Raw genomic sequence first — 19,359 nt, 5'->3', positions numbered from 1 at the left:
TATGACGCCAACAGCAGCCGAAATGGCAGCGTAAAGACGCAACTCCTGTTGGTGTACAGATTTAGTTGACCACATCACTGTGCGCTTAAGGCTTAATCTCTAAAACTAAAACTAAAACTAAAACTAAAACTAAAACTAAAACTAAAACCTGATTTCCAGCTTGATATCAATCAAGCCACTAGTGCTGTGTTTGATCTACCGCATTGCTCACCATTCTCCATCTAGCGCTCAGTTTATTGATAATTCCCATATAATTTATACATTTGAATAGTCCAGAAGGTTATCGCAACTAAAGCTAAAAGCAGTTATGTTAATTATCATAAAATGGGTGGCATGGTTAATTTCGGCTAGATGGCAAGCGGTGGCGGGCGATATCAAGCGATGACAATCTAAGAGCCTAGGACTCTACGCGACTAGATGCTATACAATCAATAGCAACAGCCTAGTCGCGCAGCGATCCTAGCAGGACGAAGTCCGCTCTAGCAGTGACGAAGTCACGCCCTCTGGCGAGCCTGCGATTTCCTAGAATCTAGCACCTAGAACCCGATAACAAATAAGTCCATAAAGCGGTTTACTGGCGTGGCCTCTAGCGTGGTTTGATCTTTACACACAGTGAAGATCGTTTGGCACTGCTGGTTTGGGAAACGTGATGCTAAGTTCGCTTTGAATTTCAGCTCCAATAGCGGCATTCCTTCCTTACGACGGCGGCGATGACCCACTGGGTATTCTACAACCACTTCTTCTGTACTGCTGCCATCGTTAAAGAAAACCTTAATCGCATTGGCGATAGAGCGTTTATCCGCTTCTAAATACTCTGCCGTAAAGCGCTTATCTTCGACAATCTCCATTTTGTCACGCAGCTCATCGATGATGGGATGTGCGCCGTGAAATTCGTCTTCATAATGGTCGGCGGTCAAACTGCCGAACACCAACGGAACCGCAATCATGTATTGCAAGCAATGGTCGCGGTCCGCAGCGTTGGCAAGCGAACCCGTTTTTGAAATAATTCGAATGGCTGACTCGTGGGTGCGGATCACAATCTTGTTAATCTCCGCCAAACGAGATTTTACCTGAGGATATAGTATAACCGACGCTTCTGCGGCGGTTTGCGCGTGAAACTCGGCAGGAAAGGAAATCTTAAACAAGATGTTTTCCATCACATAAGAGCCATAGTCTTGGGAAAATGAAAACTGACGTTCAGCCTGGGGTTTGAGCGCTTGGTCTTTATTGGTTTTCGAGAAGGAGACATCGTAAAAACCCCATTGTGGCGCGGTTAACACGCTTGGTATGCCCATTTCACCGCGCATTGACATGTTGGCCAAACAAACAGCTCGTGAGGTGGCATCGCCCGCAGCCCAAGATTTACGAGAGCCCGCATTTGGTGCGTGACGATAGGTGCGCAGTGCACCACCGTCGGCCCAAGCTTGAGATATTGCCGCCATGATTTGCTCTCTGTTGCCGCCCATCATTTTAGTAACAACCGCAGTGGAGGCCACTCGTACTAATAATACGTGGCATAAACCAACCCGATTAAACGAGTTTTCTAGCGCAATCACGCCTTGAATTTCATGTGCCATGACCATCGCTTCAAGTACTTCTCGCATCATGAGAGGCGGCTCGCCATTTGACAGTCTAACTTGAGATAAATGATCCGCCACGGCCAGAATGGCGCCTAAATTATCCGATGGATGCCCCCATTCAGCTGCTAACCAAGTGTCGTTGTAATCGAGCCAGCGAATGATACAACCAATGTCCCACGCGGCTTTTACCGGATCGAGAGTCAGCGATGTTCCTGGCACTCGGGCGCCATTTGGCACCAATGTGCCTTGTACGATAGGTCCGAGGTGTTTGGTGCACTCAGGAAAGCGCAGCGCGAGCAGCCCACAACCTATTGTGTCCATTAAACAGTTACGAGCGGTGTCGAGAGCTTCTTCGCTGCAGACTTCAAACGTTAATACATAATCAGCAATATCTTGGATGACATGGTCGTAATCGGGACGATTGTTAATATCTACATTACTACTCATTTTGAATCCTTATTCGTTTGATTTGTTATTTGCTGCTAGGAGACTATAAAATCAATAGCTTAGGACGCTTCGCAGCTAGAGGCTATAAAATCTTAGCAGCGAAGCTGCCCCTATACCAGCGATGACAAACTAAGAGCCTAGAGCGCTGCGTTGCTAAGACGCTCTGAGGCTGGAGGCTATAAAATCAATAGCATGGATGGGTTTATAGCGTGTCACGGAAGTGATTGCACTTGGGGAGGACAACTGGGTAAGCATGCGATCGGGCATTGCTAAACAATATACTTTTGGAACAACAATAACCGGTCAGATGTGGCGGTGTCACCTGAATTGGAGCTTTAACCATTTGTTTGTAAATGATTATTAATACATTGGTTGTTTCTGATGTTACTTCTGGTGTTACTAAAAGTAATTTTCACACCTACAGCTCAAGTTATCTCTAGTTGAGTTATTTATAAAATAAGTTCCGACCATATCCGCGCTAATCCAGCGTAAGCCAGCACTGTTTTTTGTGAATCGAGTTAATCATAATATTTAAGCACGTTCAAAGCGTATCATAAGCCAATAACTAAGCTCAGTTACTATTGTGTCTTAAACGATGAGCACTCACTGAGTGATCAGTGAGTCATCAGTGAGTCATCAGTGAGTCATCAGTGAGTGATCAGTGAGTCATCAGTGAGTGATCAGTGAGTCATCAGTGAGTGATCAGTGAGTCATCAGTGATCACTCAATGTATGCTCATCCCAATATCAATTAATTAGTTTTGAGTGCTCAGTGATAAAATTATTTTGCAATTAGTAGAGCTTGCTTTTTACTTACCAGGCTTCAAAGAGGCTTCAAAGAGGCTTCAAAGAGGCTTCAAAGAGGCTTCAAAGAGGCTTCAAAGAGGCTTCAAAGGAGTGGCATAGTTATTTGGGCCATCTAAATAGAGTTGATATTATTACCTCGTACATGACTTTAGGTGAACACATGAGATCGATAACCAGAAAAACATTTAGTGCTGAATTCAAACTTGAAGCAGCCCAATAAGTCCTCGATAAAAACCATAGCATCATAGAAGCAGCAAAGGCGATGAACGTGGGTAAATCAACCATGGATAAATGGGTGAGACAGTTAAAACTAGAACGCCAGGGTGGCACGCCAAAAGCCTCCCCCATTACCCCTGAACAAATTGAAATCCGTGAACTGAAGAAACAGGTAGTCCGTCTTGAGGAGCATAATCTTATTCTAAAAAAGGCTACCGCTCTCTTGATGTCAGACTCAATGAACAATTTACGCTGATCAGCGCACTCAAGCAGAGCCACTCTATTCTCACAATTTGTAATGCATTCAAAGTGCATCGAAGTAGCTATAAATATTGGCTAAAAAGAAAAGAACATATCGATGCTGACTTTACTATTTTATGCAGTGAAGTGAAGGCCGCGCATCGTATTAGTAATGGCTCAGCCGGTGCTAGAACGATAGCGCAATTAGTGGCTAACAAAGGGATTAATCTCAGTCGTTATCGAGCCCGTAATCTAATGAGAAAGCTTGGATTATTAAGCTGTCAGCAGCCTAAGCATTTTTATAGGAAAGCTGCACAAGAGCATGTAGCGATCCCAAACACGCTTAATCGACAGTTTGCAGTAACTCAACCAGATCAAGTGTGGTGTGGCGATGTGACGATGTGACGTATGTTTGGGTCGGTAATCGTTGGGCATATTTAGCCGTTGTTTTAGACTTATTTTCCCGCAAACCTGTTGGGTGGGCTTTGTCATTATCGCCTGACAGCGAGCTGACCTCTAAAGCCTTGAAAATGGCATTTGAGTTAAGGGGGAAACCTGAGAATGTGATATATCACAGCGACCAAGGTTCACATTACACAAGCTTGAAATTCAGACAGTTATTATGGCGTCTTCAGATTGAGCAAAGCATGAGTCGTCGCGGGAATTGTTGGGATAACGCACCAATGGAGCGTTTCTTTAGAAGTTTGAAATCTGAATGGGTACCCGCAAGTGGCTATGGGAATTTTACAGAAGCAGACAAAGCGATCACAAATTACATCACTGGATATTACAGTGAAACTAGACCCCATCAATATAATGGTGGGTTAACGCCAAATGAGTCAGAACGTTTATATTGGAATGACTCTAAAACCGTGGCCAATATTACTTGACCACTACAAAAACGCTGACCACAGAAAAAGTAATCAGCGTATATTCATCTTAAATATCAAGTTTAGGTAGGTTTTTTACTATTTTCATTGTTTCCAAACTGACTGTGATTACTCTTTGAAAGAGTTCTAATGGGTATTTTGCATTACCCATGGTTTCAATTGCCCAGTCATTGGCATCATTAACGATACCAGAAGCTTTATCTGTAGAAACACCTTGGCGTTCAATCACCCAATCAAGGGCAGATTTACTATTCACAACATACTCATATGCTTCTGGCGGTATACCCTTGATTGTAATGTGTTGATTGTAAATAACTGTGGTTAAATCTCTATCTTTCCCATTTTTAGCCTGTTTCATTTTAGTTACATAATAATCTTCAGATGTTAGCTCTTCTTTTGATTTACCACCCAATTCAAATACAACAGGATAACATTCAACTGATTCATAATTTAAATGAAGTTCCGCTAGATCTCGGCCTGCTTTTGAATAAGACCAAAAATCATCTTCTACTTTTACACATGGAATTCTTGGTAATGATCTTATTAAATTGTCAGAATATAATACAAAATATTCTTCTGAATGTAACAAACCATAAACATAATAGAAAATATCTTCTTCAGTGATTTTAGAGTTGTTATAAAAAGTTTTAAAGTGCTCTAAACCATAAGAAGAGATACCAGATACTTTTTTTATCTTATTTTCAGAGTCTTGCTCGTAAATGTAAAGTGGAAAACCTTGACCTCCAGAATGTTGCATATTTAAATCCGGAATAACATCAACCATAATTGCCGACGCCGATTTACCTCCATTGCCAATACCATTAAGATAAATAACTCTATTTTCACTCTTCTCATTCGGGAATATTTTAGATAATTGATTTAAATACGAACAAAGATTTTTATTGTAATAACTCCAACACTTTGAATAAGGTCTATAAATTGACTTCTGTACTCCATTTTGTTCAAAAGAATACTTTTTCCCTTGCTCAAGGCTCTTCTTTAAATCTCTTGTCCAACTTATTTTTTTTGGATTAGCATTAACAAAATCATTGATTTCAATCATATTTTTGTTAGGTGAAGAAGAATACCTTTCAACCTCATTGTTATAAAATCTTATCATATTTGTGATATTTCTTGTTTCTAAAGATTTAGAGAAGTTATAAATCCATGTATCTCTACCAGTCTCTAATCCACGAGAATAGTTTATAAATAATGAAGAATTATGTTTGTCTTTCTTATCGCCGATTTGTATAAAATCATAAAAGCTGTCATCACGTTGATTCACCCAGTCATGATATTTATCTGGAGTAATTTCAGTCCATTGATTGCTTTTTGTAATCCCATTAATACTGCCAAAATGTTCAACAATATTAAGTTTTTCACTTTGGGATAAATAGTCACCTATATCGTGCCAAAAAATCTTACCTGATTCTTCTGAATTAGGATTTTTTACTAGAATCGATATTGCTATAGGCGCTCGGCTACCACTTCCGAAAATTTTACCTCCTTCTTTTCGTGATAACTCACCCGAAGTTCTTTGATTACCTCTTAAGTGAAATACGTAAATATTACTGTATTCTTCTGCTAGGCACTTCCTTATACCATCAGCGGTATTACCTTCTAGAAACCCTGCATTGGTTACAAAACCAACGATACCTTTGTTTTCAATACGGTCGCTGGCCCAACGAATAGCTCTGATATAAGAGTCGTACAATGCATTTTTGTTAGTTGCTGTTGAATATGCAGCATAAGTATTTCGAATACCTTCATCGAGTTTTATATATGCTAAGTTTTGATTATTATCATTGGCGTTTGTTTGCCCTGCTGAGTATGGAGGATTACCTATAATAACCTGAATATTTTCAAGATTTTTCTGGCGAATTCTACGCTGGCTATTATCTGATAAGCGTTCTTGGATAAGGTCGTCTTTTTCATATAGCTGAAAAGTATCAGTCAAACAAATACCTTTAAATGACTCATAATGGGTTAAATCGCCATCATCATCCTGGTTGCCAACCAAGCTATGGTAAACAGCTTCAATGTTAATAGCAGCTATGTAATAAGCTAGAAGCACAATCTCATTCGCATGGATCTCGTTTCTATATTTATATTCAAGTTGTTCATTTGTAATTAAACCGCTTTGGAGTAATCGAGTAATAAAAGTCCCCGTACCCGTAAATGGATCAAGAATATGCACACCTTTAGAACCAAGAGTTTGACCAAACTCTTGTTGAAGTAGGTCATTAACACTATGAATAATAAAGTCGACCACCTCTACTGGGGTATATACAATCCCTAATCTTTCAGTCATTTTGGGGAATGCATTTCTGAAAAATTTATCATAAAGTTCGACAATGATTTTTTGCTTAGCAGAAGCATCATCGATTCCATCTGCACGCATTTTAACGCTTTCATAGAATTGTTCTAACGTATCTGCTTCTTTATCTATATTGTGTTCATTTAAGAGGTTTAATACATCCTGCATAGCAAGAGAAACAGGGTTATTAGTAGCAAAGCTATGATCTTTAAATAATGCATCAAATACAGGCTTAGTTATAAGATGCTGAGCTAGCATTTCAATCACTTCAGCCTCTGATATCGCGGTATTAAGGTCATCCCTTAATTCTTCAACGAAACCGTGAAATGCTTTTGCTTCTTTGACATTATCAGGATTTTCAACAATAGTTTTGATTCGCAGAATGTGAGTGTCTGCAATTTTGGCAATGTCATTGGCCCATTCTTCCCAATGCCTTCTATTCCCACATCTTTTTACAACTTGAGCATAAAGTGCTCTTTCAACTTCACTGACTTGGAAATCGAAACCCATTTGAGTTTTGTCGTGTTCAGTGCCTGCTTTTGTTCTGCCATCACGTTTAGAGCCAATTATAAAATCGCCTTTACCTGCTTTTTTATTTGATTTAGCTTTTTGTTTAGGTTGAATTTTGTCGGTAATGGAAATAACTTCCATTTTTGAGGGCGCTTTTCCTATTAAATCCAATTTATTTATCATTGCATCAAATCGGTCATCATGTGACCTTAATGCTTGTAGAACATCCCAAACAACTTTAAAAACTTGATTGTCGTTTAAAGCTTCTTCAGGCTCCATTCCTGTAGGAACAACCACTGGTAATATTACGTAACCTCTAGTTTTTCCTGGTGATTTTCTCATCACTCGGCCAACAGACTGTACCACATCAACTTGTGAATTCCTTGGCGTTAAAAAAAGCACAGCATCTAGTGCTGGAACGTCAACACCTTCAGATAAACATCTAACATTACTTAGTATTCGACATATATTTTCATCAGTTTTCTCTTTTAACCAAGTTAATTTTTCTCCTTTTTCAGAGGCATTCATGCTTCCATCGATGTGTTCTGCCTCACAAACTAATCCATCCTCATATTCAGTCCCTTCTTGATATGCATCAACTACAGCCTGAAATACTGAAGCAATATTTTTAGAGCTGACTTTGTGTTTAGTTGATTTCCGCTTTGAGGTACTTTGTGGTTCGATGACTTGGCAAAATGCTACAGCTTTCTGCATTGGCCTTAAATCATCCGATAAATCTTCCTGAGTACCTTGTTTACTAAGAGCTTTCCAACAACCTATAATTTTTGCCGCATCATCGACTTTCAATTCATTATTTTCATCTTTAAGCAGACTCTGAATACGACGACTAATATGGGCCTCATCAATTGTTAGTACGATAACTTTATAATCACAAAGCAAATCCCTCTGAACAGCTTCCGAGAACGAAATTATGTGCAGATCTTTCCCATATAGATTTTCATCATCCATTGAGCATAAAGTAACACTGTCTTTTTCTGCTGTGGCTTTAGCCGCATTACCATAAAGGCGAGGGGTTGCCGTCATATAGAGACGTTTTTTTGCAGAGATAAAATTTTGGTCATGAACTCTTACAAAAGCACTTTCTTCTTCATCATCGAATGTAGATCCTGTTGTGCGATGTGCTTCATCACAAATAATTAGATCAAATTCTGAAAGATCATGCTCTTTTTGGGCTTTGTTTATAACGGCAATTGAATGGTAAGTAGAGAAAATGACACTCATATGAGTGTCATCATGTTTTATCTGAAATTCTCTTGCTAATTTGTCTGCTTCTGTAGTTGCTGGATAACGAAGTTCATGCACAAAAGTTTGCACCACATCATCACTTTTGTTTCGTTTTTTCCCTATGTCACTATCTGAACAAACAGCAAAACTATGTAATGGCACTTCTGATTGCTGGGTCCATTCTGTAAGTGTTTGAGACAATAATGATAAGCTAGGAACTAAGAATAATACTTTTGCACCTTTACCAGCTTGTTGTTCCGCTAGACGTAGACTGGTAAACGTTTTACCAGTGCCGCAAGCCATAATCAGTTTACCTCTATCGGCAGTTTTTAAACCATTTATTACATTTCTTATAGCTGTTATTTGATGAGGTTTAGGTTCAAATTTCTTCTTGAATATTGGTGCTTCATTAGGCTTATATTTCGACCAATCAATTTGACTACTTTCTAAATCAGCTAAGTCGATTTTTGTTACCGGAGGAACTTGATCAACAAGAGCAGCCTCAGCATGAACGCTCCAGTTATTTGTTGTAGCAACAATAACTCGTCTTGAAAAAATACTCTTACCGGAAGCGGTGAAAAAGCTATCGATATCTTTTTTCTGAAGACGGTAATCTTCAGCGTAGCATTTACATTGAATAGCGTGGAACTCGTTCGTACCCGTTGTTTTGGCAACTAAATCAATTCCCGCATCTCTTGAGTCTATGCCTTGGATTTTGGCCCAATCGGCATAAAGCCAAACATCACTATAAAGATCTCTGTAGGTAGCTTCATATTTGAAATAGGTCAAAATGAGTTCTTCGAAATAATTTCCTTTTTCTCTTTCAGTATGTGAAGCGTCTCTAAATTGCTCCAAAATTGATTTTAAACTACTCATGTCTATCCTACTGATTTTATGGGTTTTTAACCTAGCGATAACAAGATGTGTCTGTATTATTCGTTAGGCGGGGAGATTGGTTTTGTATATTGAACAATAACATACTTCAATATTTTTTTGCTCGTGATAAAGTCAATTTCATGCAATTTTTGATATGATTAAAGCCTTAGTCAAAGGCATTGTCACAGCGAATTTTAGTCTTAATAATAACCTGTAAACCTTTTGTTGGTGGGTTTAGGGTTAAACTCTATTCGGCTTGTACCATAGTTTTTGGTTTGTGGTGGCTTTTTTCTTTTGCCTCTCGCTTTAGCGAAATAGCTAACCCGATACAATAGTCTTGCCATATTTTTATTATCACCACGCTGTATTTTGTAATATTGATGTCTTGGATAATAAATAAAACCACCGAGTTCAGACCAAATACGTTTGCTGATAATATTAACCCAGCCTGGGTACATGATGTTTTTACCATCTAAAAGTAGCACGATGTGATAGTGAGGTGATTTTGCTTTTTCTTGCTCGCGTACCCATATATAACCTAAACGGTGTATCTTGTACTTTGCTTTGAGTTGCTTTGATAATCGTCTGAAGAAAACAGTAATTTGCTTATTAAGCAGGACATAGCTAGGTTGGTGAAGATCATAGCGAATAGCCATTAATTTTAAATGATGACTTTGAAAGTTAAAGATTTGTTCAAATGATGATTTAAGTATTGGTGTATAACAGCCTGATGGTCGATTATTAACTTTCCATTGATTTCCTTTGTATGAGTAAAAGTCTGCTATCGATATGTGCATATGTTTTTACCAGAGGCTTGATTCAATTTCTTAATTAAAAAGAAAGACAGATATTATTAAGATCCCCCCTAATATTCAGGGTCAGTTTAGCTGCAACAACATACACGGCCTGACTTTTCTGCTCATATTATTTTCATTTTTGGGGGTTAAAAACCTATCAATATTTTCCAGTATTGTCTGTTATAATTTTTTAGTAATATATTCAAGTGGTTGAGGGAAGCACCCTCACCACTTAAATAGATACCTATTATCTATCTTCTCAGTTCATCCCAAGCGACTTTTCGAGCATTTACGAGTGTTACAATATAGTCAGCAAGTAAATCATCTTGTATACCGGCAGCCATAGCTTTGAGAGTCTGCTGTATTTCGTTTTCAAGCCAACCAACAGCTCTTTCGCCAAGCTTTATTGGTGGCGGCAAGAAGCCATCGTTAATTCGCTCATGAAGCGTACTTTTACTAATGGCTAAAATCGATAGTACTTCTGGTTTGCGAATGATACGCATATTGTTTGATGTGTTCATAATATAGATTCCTGTAAAAATGTTAATTGGCTATTACAGGGCTATATTGGATGTTCTAGTGGTAAATTTGAGGTTTGAATTGATCACTTTTATCTAGTCAATTCAAACTTGAGTTATTCTAACTTTGGAAATTTATTTAGGCATATTCTGTCGAAGGCACTTTTCCATTTTGATGCATTTTCCATATTGTCGTCAAAAACTATGGCCAGGAAAGTCACAAAATCTGATGTATCACTAATGGTTATCTTATTATCTTTTTGAAGCCATACATTGTGTAATTGATTAATTAGTTGGCCTTTTCCTGTTGTTAGTTTTAGCTCTATTGGTGGCTCAGTACAGTTGCCTATTAAAGCACTCTTCGGTGGCGTTGCTGCAATAGATATGGATTGTATGACTTGCTCTAATTTAACAATCAAGCTTTGTAATTCATCATTTTTAGTGTCATTAAGTATTAATGGGGCGTTTACTCTGAGGTTATTTTGATTATTACCGTTAGCTAATTGAGTATAAATCACATCAATATCAGACATTATGATTGGAAATGAGTTTGCAACAGCCTTAATTTGAGTAAGGCCATCTTGAAAGTGTTTTTTTGCTGTTCTGAGACGTCTAAGTTGTTCGTTATATGTTTTCTCACCTGCTGGATAGTTCTGGCAATGTTTAATTATTGAATCGATGTCAGTATCGCTAAAACCTTTTGAGTTCAGCCACTTTTTATTATCTAGAAGCATATTTATTCCTAAACTACTCTGAGATTTTTCATACCAATTAAGCTAACGTTGCCATTAGCAGCTTGGATAATGTATTCACTCCACCAACTCATCATTACTCTGCGGCGTTCTAAGTAGTCTGTTCTATTGTAAGCACTACGTATTTGATTTTTATCAATATGTGCTAATGCTGTTTCGATAAGGTCAGCATCAAACCCTTGCTCATTGAGTGTTGTACTTGCTAGCGAACGGAGGCCATGTGCGGTGGTGCGGCCCTTTAACCCCATTCGATTTAATGCAGCGTTTGCTGTTTGTACATTACAATGTGTTTTAGGGTTTCTCTCAGCAGGAAAAATATACTCTCTGTGACCGCTGAAATGCTTAATAGCTTCAAGTAGCGCAATCGTTTGGTCGGTAAGGGGGATAACATGATCACGGCGCATTTTCATTTTATCTGCCGGAATCAACCATAACCGGTCATCAAAATTAATTTCATCCCATCGTGCTGCTGCGGCTTCATTCGGCCGAGTCATGGTATGCAATTGCCATTCAATTAAAAAGCGGGTGACTTTTTTAATACTGGCGTTCGCAATAGTCAGCATTAACTCAGGTAATTCATTTGGTTTTAGTGCTGCAAGGTGTTCTTTGCGTGGTTTTTTGAATACCGACTTAATACCGGATAAAGGATTTGCATGAATAAGGCCCGTATTGACGGCGTATATCATGACTTCGTTTATGCGTTGGCTTAATCGCTTAACAGTTTCGAGGTTACCTTTTGCTTCAACAGGCCTTAATACTTTAATAACCATCGGCGCAGTGATATGGCTGATCGGAGTTTTAGCTAAAGCAGGGAGTAAGTGCAGCTTGAAAGAGCGCCATGTTGAATCAGCATGGTCAAGAGTTATGGATTCTTTCTTAGCTTCAAACCATTGTAGAGCGACTATCTCAAAAGTATGTTCAGTGAGTGCCGCTTTTGCAGCTAGCTCATCAGCTTTATGTTGTTTGGGGTCTGTATCTAACGCGATGAGCGTTCTAGCTTCTTGTGCGAGTTTACGTGCATCAGCAAGAGAAATATCAGGATATGAGCCAAAACTTAGGTTTTGTCTTTTCTTGGTAATTGGATTGACGTAATTGAGAAGCCAAAGCTTAGAACCGTTAGGCTTTACCCTTAACTGCAACCCCGCACCGTCTGCCAGGTTATATTCTTTGTCTTTTGCTTTAGCATTTTTGATTTCTGTATCTGAAAGGGGCTTTGCGAGTCTTGCCATAGTAACACCATCCTTAGTAACACTGACCTGAGTGATTAAAGCGATGTTACTAATAAATGTAAACCTATAAATTATTGACAGTTATAGGCCTAAATTGTGGTTTTAGTAACATCGAAACGGCTATGTATTTGCCGATGTTACTTCTGATGTTACTAAAAGTTCCGGTTTTCAACAAACGTTATCGTACACAAATGGAGCTGGATTTAACGTAAGTCATTGATTTTGGTGTTTTACAGACAGAAAAAAAGACGTCCTAAGACGTCTTCGTTCCTTTAATTGGTGGAGGCGGCGGGACTTGAACCCGCGTCCAGAAAGCCTACATCCTCGGCACTACATGTTTAGTCTCTCTTTTATTTAACCAAGCAGTCTCCGAAAGACAGGATGCTACTTGGTGAGTCCGGTACTGTTTCGCGGTTCACCCCCGGACGGAGTTCCCTCGCTAGCACACTGTAATATGACCATCAGGATCCACTGTCCACGTGCGAAACGTGTGGTTGATGGCTAGCTAGCCTAAGCTGCTAGAGAGTAGTTAGAGTCGTTTGCAACTATAACGGTGCGGCTTTTTACGAGGCCAACCGCCCCTCGACATGCTCCTTGGGTTTCGTGAATCCTGTCGAATCCAGAATCGCCCCCAATTGAGTTAACTATAACGCTTTGTTAGATGAATACCTAGTATCCATTAACAAAATATAATCGTTTGTTCACTATCTGTTCGTTATAGGCCTATGTTCAATAACAACTTATCAATTTTAATCGTTTCAGTGGCCTACTAACGAGATTAAGCGTTTTCTTTGTCTTTTTTCATTACGCGAGCTTTTTCAATTTTCCACTCACGTTCTTTGGTATCTTCACGTTTATCGTGATCTTTTTTACCTTTACCTAAGCCAATTTCGACTTTTACCCAAGCACCTTTGCGCCAGTACATTGATAATGGTACGAGGGTGTAGCCTTGACGCTCAATTAGGCCGGCAAGTTTGTCAATTTCACTGCGCTTTAATAGCAGTTTTTTGGTTCTGATTGGATCGCATATTACATGGGTTGAAGCGGTATTAAGTGGTTGAATAGTACAACCATGCATAAAGGCTTCACCCTCTTTAATATAGACATAACAATCAGATAAATTTACTTTACCCATGCGAATGGACTTAACTTCCCAGCCCATAAGTTGTAATCCCGCTTCGATTTTGTCTTCTATGCGGTATTCAAAGGTCGCGCGTTTATTGCGTGCGATGCTCGCTGAGGCGTTTGCTGATTTCTTTTTTACCATTATTATTACCGTTCTGATTGCCGTTATTGACCTGAAGGATGGTGCTGGACAACCCGCAGTGAGCCCATTTGATAAACTCTATTATGCTAATACTATTAACTAATAGATATGGGGGAGATTTTTGATATTTCAACGATTATACCCAGTTTCTTGGTGATTGTGTTATTTCCAACGTGATTTAACGCTCTCGGAGATGCCTTTTTTATTTAACGTGATAAAATCGCACTATTGTATTAACGATAGTGATGTCAGATGCCCAAGATTTCCAAAAGTATGCTGGTTAGATTTAGTGCCTTACAGATGTATGATTTAGTCAATGATGTTGAATCGTATCATGCTTTTCTACCGGGATGTGTCGGTGGTAAGGTGCTTGAGTTTGATGGTCAAACCATGGTGGCGTCGGTTGATGTTAGTAAGGCGGGGATCAGTAAAACATTTACCACCCGCAATCAAGTGATCCAAGCTAAATCGATTTCACTTGAATTGGAAAATGGCCCGTTTAAGTATATGCATGGCTTGTGGAAATTTACTGAGCTTACCGAAGATGCCTGTAAAGTTGAATTTGATTTAGACTTCGAATTTTCAAACATGCTGGTTGATATGGCGTTTGGCAAAGTGTTTAAAGATTTGATGTCGTCGATGGTAATGGCATTTACTGACAGGGCAAAGGTGATTTATCGTGATTAATGAAACAGAAAAGTTCTCGGTAGATGTTATTTATGCATTGCCAAAACAGCAGAAAATTATTTCGGTGATGGTGTCGCCAGGCACTACATTCATTGAAGCCGTTAAGCAAAGTGATATTGTTAAATTTTTTCCGGAGATTAACCTTGAAGAGGTTAAGCTTGGGGTGTTTAGTCGCCAGGCCAAACATGATGAGGTACTCGTTCCTGGGCAACGTGTTGAAATATATCGCCCGTTAATTGCAGATCCTAAAGATGTTCGTCGCAAACGTGCCGAAAAAGCCAAAGATGAAGGTCGTATTAATAAAATCACCGGTGCTAAAGTCAATTAACTTACCATTAGTAAGGTGATGGATTAAGTTTTTAGGTGGTTATATAATAAAAAAGCAGGACTCTCGTTAGAGGTCCTGCTTTTTTATTGGCATAAATCACATGTTATCGTGTGGCTTATGTTGGTGCATTATCATTATCATTTTCGGCCTGGTTTTTTAACGCAGGACGTAGCTCTTCAACTAAAGGTTTCGCATCTGGACGAACTTCTGGTAATAAAGGCTTAAGATCCTGTTCGTTAACTGACGGCAACGAGCTTTCATCAAGTGGAGTATTAAATTCTGCACTTAGGTCATAATCACCAGCAACACTTGAAATCTTGTCGCCATTAAAGTGAATGATCAACTCTTTATGAGTAATACTAGCATCTCGACCACTTTTAAAATGGTACACATAATACCAAGTGTCATCGGAGAAGCTGTCGCGCAATACTGGACGACCTAAAATATATTCTGCTTGCTCTTTAGTCATGTCGACACGAAGTTTTTCAACTTGCTGTGTTTCCATGTAGTTGCCTTGTGGCACATCTGGCTTGTAAATCAACCAATCAAACACACTGCATCCGCTAAGAGATAATGAAAGCGCTACTGCGCTTACAAGGGTAAGACTTTGTTTTTTGTTTATCATTGTCTGCGCTACTTCCTAAATTCTGTCGGTCATCATACCCAAGCAGTCCCTATGCTGACAAGGGTCTATTAGAAGATGTTGTGGTTTTGAGTCAATTTAGCGGTTGAAGTTCGATTTTCTTCGATAAATAAATTTAGAGTAAATTTTCATTTTTATTTAACATTGTACAAAAAATGTTGGTAGGATGTTGCTCAATTTATGATTTAGATGCCCTAGTTAACGTTTAATAATGTCAAGTGCTATTAATGCATAAGTTATTGATAATTTTATTTTATGCTTTTATTTTGCGTTGTAATTATTTCAAAATAAGAAACCACGATGACGAGACAACAATCACCGATAGCAACATTAACCAGTGCAAAGAAAGGTAACCTTGTTTGTGTTGGCACGGGATTACAGCTTGCAGGGCAAATAGGTGCATTAAGTTTGAGTTATATAGAGCATGCTGATGTGGTCTTTTCGTTAGTGCCCGATGGTTTTTCTGAACGTTGGTTAATGTCGCTTAATTCAGATGTTCGCTCGCTTCAACCTTATTATGCTCAACACGATGAGGTAAAAAATCGTCGTGATACTTATGCCGAAATGGTTGATGCTATCTTAGACGAAGTTCGCTTAGGCAAGTTAGTTGTATGTGCCTTATATGGCCATCCTGGGGTATTTGCTTGCGTAGCGCATTGGTCGATTAAACAGGCCCGTAGTGAAGGTTTGGACGCTAGCATGTTACCGGGTATTTCAGCTGAAGCTTGTTTGTGGGCTGATTTAGGCATTGACCCAGGCAATAGTGGTCATCAAAGCTTTGAAGCGACTCAGTTCATGCTTTATCACCACGTTCCGGATCCTACAACGCATCTTTTACTTTGGCAGATTGCTCTTGCGGGTGAACATACCTTAACTCAATTTAGTAGCACTAAAGATAAATTACAGATTTTGGTTGAACACTTAAATCAGTGGTATCCGCTGAATCATGAAGTGATTATATATGAAGCAGCAAATTTGCCATTTCAATCACCTGTTATAGAGCGCATGCCGTTATATGTATTGCCAGAGGCTAAACTAACGACGATTAGCACATTGTTAATTCCTCCAGCGCGTCCAATGACGCTTAACCATGAGATGTTAGCCAAATTAGGTATCGCCGAAGCAGATATTGGCTAAGTATTTTTATGGCTGTTCACAAATGAGGTAATAAAGTAATAGTATGCTTTAAACCGCCGTACTTTTATCGACAAGCTATTAATGGTGATTATTGGATGTAAATGATTCAATCTTAGCGAAATTGATACAGTTTTTATTGATAAAAAGATGTTAATGGGCAATTTTGTGTAGAGATTTTCGATAAAACAATTGGTTACGACGTTTTATGTCGACGGAACGACCCAGTAAAGTTAAAGTTGTTACAAATGATAATCACATAGATGTAAATTTAAGTCGCTAATTACAAATATAATCTAGAATATAAGGTTACGATATGTCTAACATGAATACATTTTTTACTAAGCTTGGAACGGACGCCGCTTTATTGGAAGCATATAAGCTTGATCCACGTGGTGTAATGAAATCAAATGGATTAACACAAGAAGAGATTGAAGCTGTGATGTCAGGAGATAAAGCACGTGTTAGCCAGTTGTCTGGTGATAAAGAAATGGCCATGTATATGATTATAAGTAATCCGACAGAGTAATTATTTTTTGCCTCAAATATTGATGTGTTTTTTTATTATCATCGTGTTGCTTTTTAGCCGCGCGGCGATAGCTGACAACATCGATTATGATAAAGAACTCGACACTATTGAACAATCTTTGAAGACTGATATTGGTTATGCCATTGAAAAGATTGATACCGCGTTATCCTCTGAATCGTTACTCACCTCACCACAGCATAGCCGTCTGTATATGTTGCTAGGTACAAAAGATCTTTATTTAGGTCATTTTGTCGAAGCAGATAAAGCTTTCGATGAAGCACTGACATACGGACCACTTGGTGAAGAACTCACCAATATTTATTTATTGAAAATCACTGCAAATATCGGCTTGAGTAATTATCAAAAAGCTTTTGCTCTTTTAGAGGATAACCTTTCTCGTATCGACAGTTATCAAGATCAAAGTATCAAAATAATGTCCTATATTCGCTTGATGAATGTGTATTTACAGCTTAATGCTTATGAGGAAATGCTACGTATCGCGCAATTAGCACTGAGTTTAAACCAAGGTAAAGACCCAAAAAGTGAATGTTTTTCGATGTTATATCACTCAGTTGCTCATTTAAAGCTAGCCCACTTTGATCAAGCCGAGACGTTCTTTAAAGACACTCAACTTTATTGTAAAAATCATGGTTTTCCATTGATTGAGATTATGTCAATTAAGGGGCAAGGTAATGTTTTGTTTGATAAGGGCTTATATGCTGAAGCAGAACCATTTTATCTAGTGGCTTTAGAGCGCTACCAGAAGTTTAAATTTCAAATTGAGATTAATGAAATACAGTCTTATTTGAGCTCGATATATTTCCATCTGGGTGATTATCAGCAAGCCGATATGTTTGCGCAGTTAGTTAATGCTTTACCCAATAAGCCCAGTAATATGCAGGTAAAAAAACGTGTTAGCGAAATACTGTCTTTAATTGCGGGTAAACGTGGTCAGTTCGATAAAGCATACCAATATCAAGTTGTTGCTTCTGCACTTGGTCAGCAATTACTTGATGAACAGAAAGTAAAAGAAAATGCCTACCAAATGGCCCGCTTTGATAGCGTTGAAAAAAATCGTGAGAATACCAGCTTAATTCAAGACCATGAACTTTTGATGAAACAAAAAGATTTATTCATGAAAGAGAAAAGTTCATCGATTATGTTTTCAACATTATTAGTTGGGCTTTCTGTTGGTTTATTATTGTTATTAATATCTGCTTGGATGCAGCGTAATCAATTTATGAAGCAAGCGCAGCGAGATGGATTAACAGGTATCTTTAATCGCCGTACAGGGCAAGAAATGGCAGAAAATGAATTTATTCAAGCTCAAATGCTTGGCGAGTCATTTTCTGTGCTGTTGATGGATTTAGACTTATTTAAAAACATTAATGATCAATATGGTCATGCTACGGGCGATTGGGTATTAAAAAAGGTCACACATGTGATTGGTGAAATGTTAAAGCCGACCCATATATTTACCCGAATGGGTGGGGAAGAGTTTGCTATTTTTATGCCAAAGCAAACTGAAGATATCGCGGTTGAATTTGCCGAACAGGTTCGCCATGCCGTTGCCAATATTAACACCCGTTTCTCAGGGCACGATTTTACTGTCACAGTGAGTTGTGGTGTGAGTAGCGTCGATAAGGATGACCTAAGCCTCGACCCGTTAATTCGCCGTGCCGATTTAGCGCTTTATAAGGCTAAACATAACGGTCGAAATTGCGTCATCTGTTATAACGACGCCATCAAATAACGATAACCCTCTAGCTGACTGTATATCCCTCCCGTGTATTACCTTGAGTAAAGTAAATCAACATATGCTAAACCAGCTTGTGATAGCAGCTAAACGCTGACACTACGACAGTTGTGAACGTTACAGTGCACTGGACAAGGAAAGTTAATCAAAGCTTTTTTATCAGTGTAATTTGCGCTATTAATTTATCACAGACACGCTATAACTGCGCCTTGTTAGTCGAGCAACGAGTAAGTTGGATAGTGCAGATTTGAAACAATCTCTTTTTATCGCGCAACCCCATCTTTTATTCTGAGTTAATATTATGCATTTATGGTCTGCACCAAATTGCTTCAAGGTAAAATCCTCCGCCACAAATGCTAACGCTATGTCCGTCTCATTTATCACTTACAACATGTGTTAACTCCATACACTCATCACCGTTTGCGTTACCTTGTTGGCCACTCTATTTGAGCTAGAGCTGAATCATTAACTATTTATCAATAAACGACAATTAACATACTGTGAGCGAAGCTTGGTTATTATTGGCATATTCCGCCCAGAGCAGATCACCGTTTGTTACTTGTTGCTGCACCATTTTGGTTCTCTATTGCCC

13 protein-coding genes, 1 other RNA gene and 1 pseudogene are annotated in these 19,359 nt (G+C 38.8%); 6 read left to right on the top strand and 9 right to left on the bottom strand.

Annotation, left to right across the window (positions count from 1 at the left end; all coding sequences use genetic code 11):
* Positions 1–536: 536 nt before the first annotated feature.
* Complete coding sequence (prpD, locus tag AAEY99_RS12540; protein WP_351010685.1) at positions 537–2,027, bottom strand: 2-methylcitrate dehydratase; 1,491 nt, start codon at positions 2,025–2,027, stop codon at positions 537–539.
* Positions 2,028–2,993: 966 nt separating this feature from the next.
* Here prpD and AAEY99_RS12535 point away from each other — a divergent pair.
* Positions 2,994–4,179: pseudogene (locus AAEY99_RS12535) on the top strand (IS3 family transposase).
* A 49-nt stretch (positions 4,180–4,228) separates the two neighbouring features.
* Here the strand turns inward: AAEY99_RS12535 and AAEY99_RS12530 are convergent.
* From AAEY99_RS12530 to smpB, 7 genes are all read right to left on the bottom strand, one after another.
* Entirely contained in the window at positions 4,229–9,127 is a 4,899-nt protein-coding gene (locus tag AAEY99_RS12530; protein ID WP_351010683.1) for a DEAD/DEAH box helicase, read from the bottom strand.
* A gap of 200 nt (positions 9,128–9,327) precedes the next feature.
* Entirely contained in the window at positions 9,328–9,924 is a 597-nt protein-coding gene (locus AAEY99_RS12525) for a YagK/YfjJ domain-containing protein (protein ID WP_351010681.1), read from the bottom strand.
* 251 nt (positions 9,925–10,175) lie between these two features.
* Positions 10,176–10,445, bottom strand: coding sequence for a helix-turn-helix transcriptional regulator (locus tag AAEY99_RS12520; protein ID WP_351010679.1), 270 nt, complete (start codon positions 10,443–10,445; stop codon positions 10,176–10,178).
* A 113-nt stretch (positions 10,446–10,558) separates the two neighbouring features.
* Positions 10,559–11,176, bottom strand: a complete 618-nt coding sequence (locus AAEY99_RS12515) for a hypothetical protein (RefSeq protein ID WP_351010677.1) — start codon at positions 11,174–11,176, stop codon at positions 10,559–10,561.
* A gap of 8 nt (positions 11,177–11,184) precedes the next feature.
* Positions 11,185–12,423 carry an integrase domain-containing protein gene (locus AAEY99_RS12510; protein ID WP_351010675.1) on the bottom strand — a complete coding sequence of 413 codons (1,239 nt, stop codon included), beginning with the start codon at positions 12,421–12,423 and terminating at the stop codon, positions 11,185–11,187.
* Between the two features lie 277 nt (positions 12,424–12,700).
* Positions 12,701–13,056, bottom strand: a transfer-messenger RNA (tmRNA) gene (ssrA, locus tag AAEY99_RS12505).
* 145 nt (positions 13,057–13,201) lie between these two features.
* Complete coding sequence (gene smpB, locus AAEY99_RS12500; protein ID WP_011636568.1) at positions 13,202–13,690, bottom strand: SsrA-binding protein SmpB; 489 nt, start codon at positions 13,688–13,690, stop codon at positions 13,202–13,204.
* 252 nt (positions 13,691–13,942) lie between these two features.
* Between smpB and AAEY99_RS12495 the strand changes: the two genes are divergently transcribed.
* Complete coding sequence (locus tag AAEY99_RS12495) at positions 13,943–14,377, top strand: SRPBCC family protein (protein WP_162022595.1); 435 nt, start codon at positions 13,943–13,945, stop codon at positions 14,375–14,377.
* Positions 14,370–14,705 carry an RnfH family protein gene (locus AAEY99_RS12490; RefSeq protein ID WP_101085549.1) on the top strand — a complete coding sequence of 112 codons (336 nt, stop codon included), beginning with the start codon at positions 14,370–14,372 and terminating at the stop codon, positions 14,703–14,705. Before AAEY99_RS12495 ends, AAEY99_RS12490 begins: the two co-directional genes overlap by 8 nt.
* A 115-nt stretch (positions 14,706–14,820) precedes the next feature.
* Here AAEY99_RS12490 and AAEY99_RS12485 read toward each other — a convergent pair whose 3' ends face one another.
* Positions 14,821–15,330 (bottom strand): outer membrane protein assembly factor BamE, encoded by a 510-nt coding sequence (locus tag AAEY99_RS12485; RefSeq protein WP_101085547.1) that lies wholly within the window; start codon positions 15,328–15,330, stop codon positions 14,821–14,823.
* A 318-nt stretch (positions 15,331–15,648) separates the two neighbouring features.
* Between AAEY99_RS12485 and AAEY99_RS12480 the strand changes: the two genes are divergently transcribed.
* From AAEY99_RS12480 to AAEY99_RS12470, 3 genes are all read left to right on the top strand, one after another.
* Positions 15,649–16,485, top strand: a complete 837-nt coding sequence (locus AAEY99_RS12480; protein WP_162022596.1) for an SAM-dependent methyltransferase — start codon at positions 15,649–15,651, stop codon at positions 16,483–16,485.
* A gap of 313 nt (positions 16,486–16,798) precedes the next feature.
* Positions 16,799–17,011 (top strand): hypothetical protein, encoded by a 213-nt coding sequence (locus tag AAEY99_RS12475; RefSeq protein WP_101085543.1) that lies wholly within the window; start codon positions 16,799–16,801, stop codon positions 17,009–17,011.
* Positions 17,012–17,018: 7 nt separating this feature from the next.
* Positions 17,019–18,764: a GGDEF domain-containing protein gene (locus AAEY99_RS12470; protein WP_157822770.1), complete on the top strand. Its 1,746-nt coding sequence runs from the start codon at positions 17,019–17,021 to the stop codon at positions 18,762–18,764.
* The last annotated feature ends 595 nt before the right edge of the window (positions 18,765–19,359 follow it).

This window comes from Shewanella sp. S1-58-MNA-CIBAN-0166 (genome assembly GCF_040310085.1).
Classification (GTDB): domain Bacteria; phylum Pseudomonadota; class Gammaproteobacteria; order Enterobacterales; family Shewanellaceae; genus Shewanella.
This window is presented reverse-complemented; position numbering and strand designations above follow the sequence as displayed.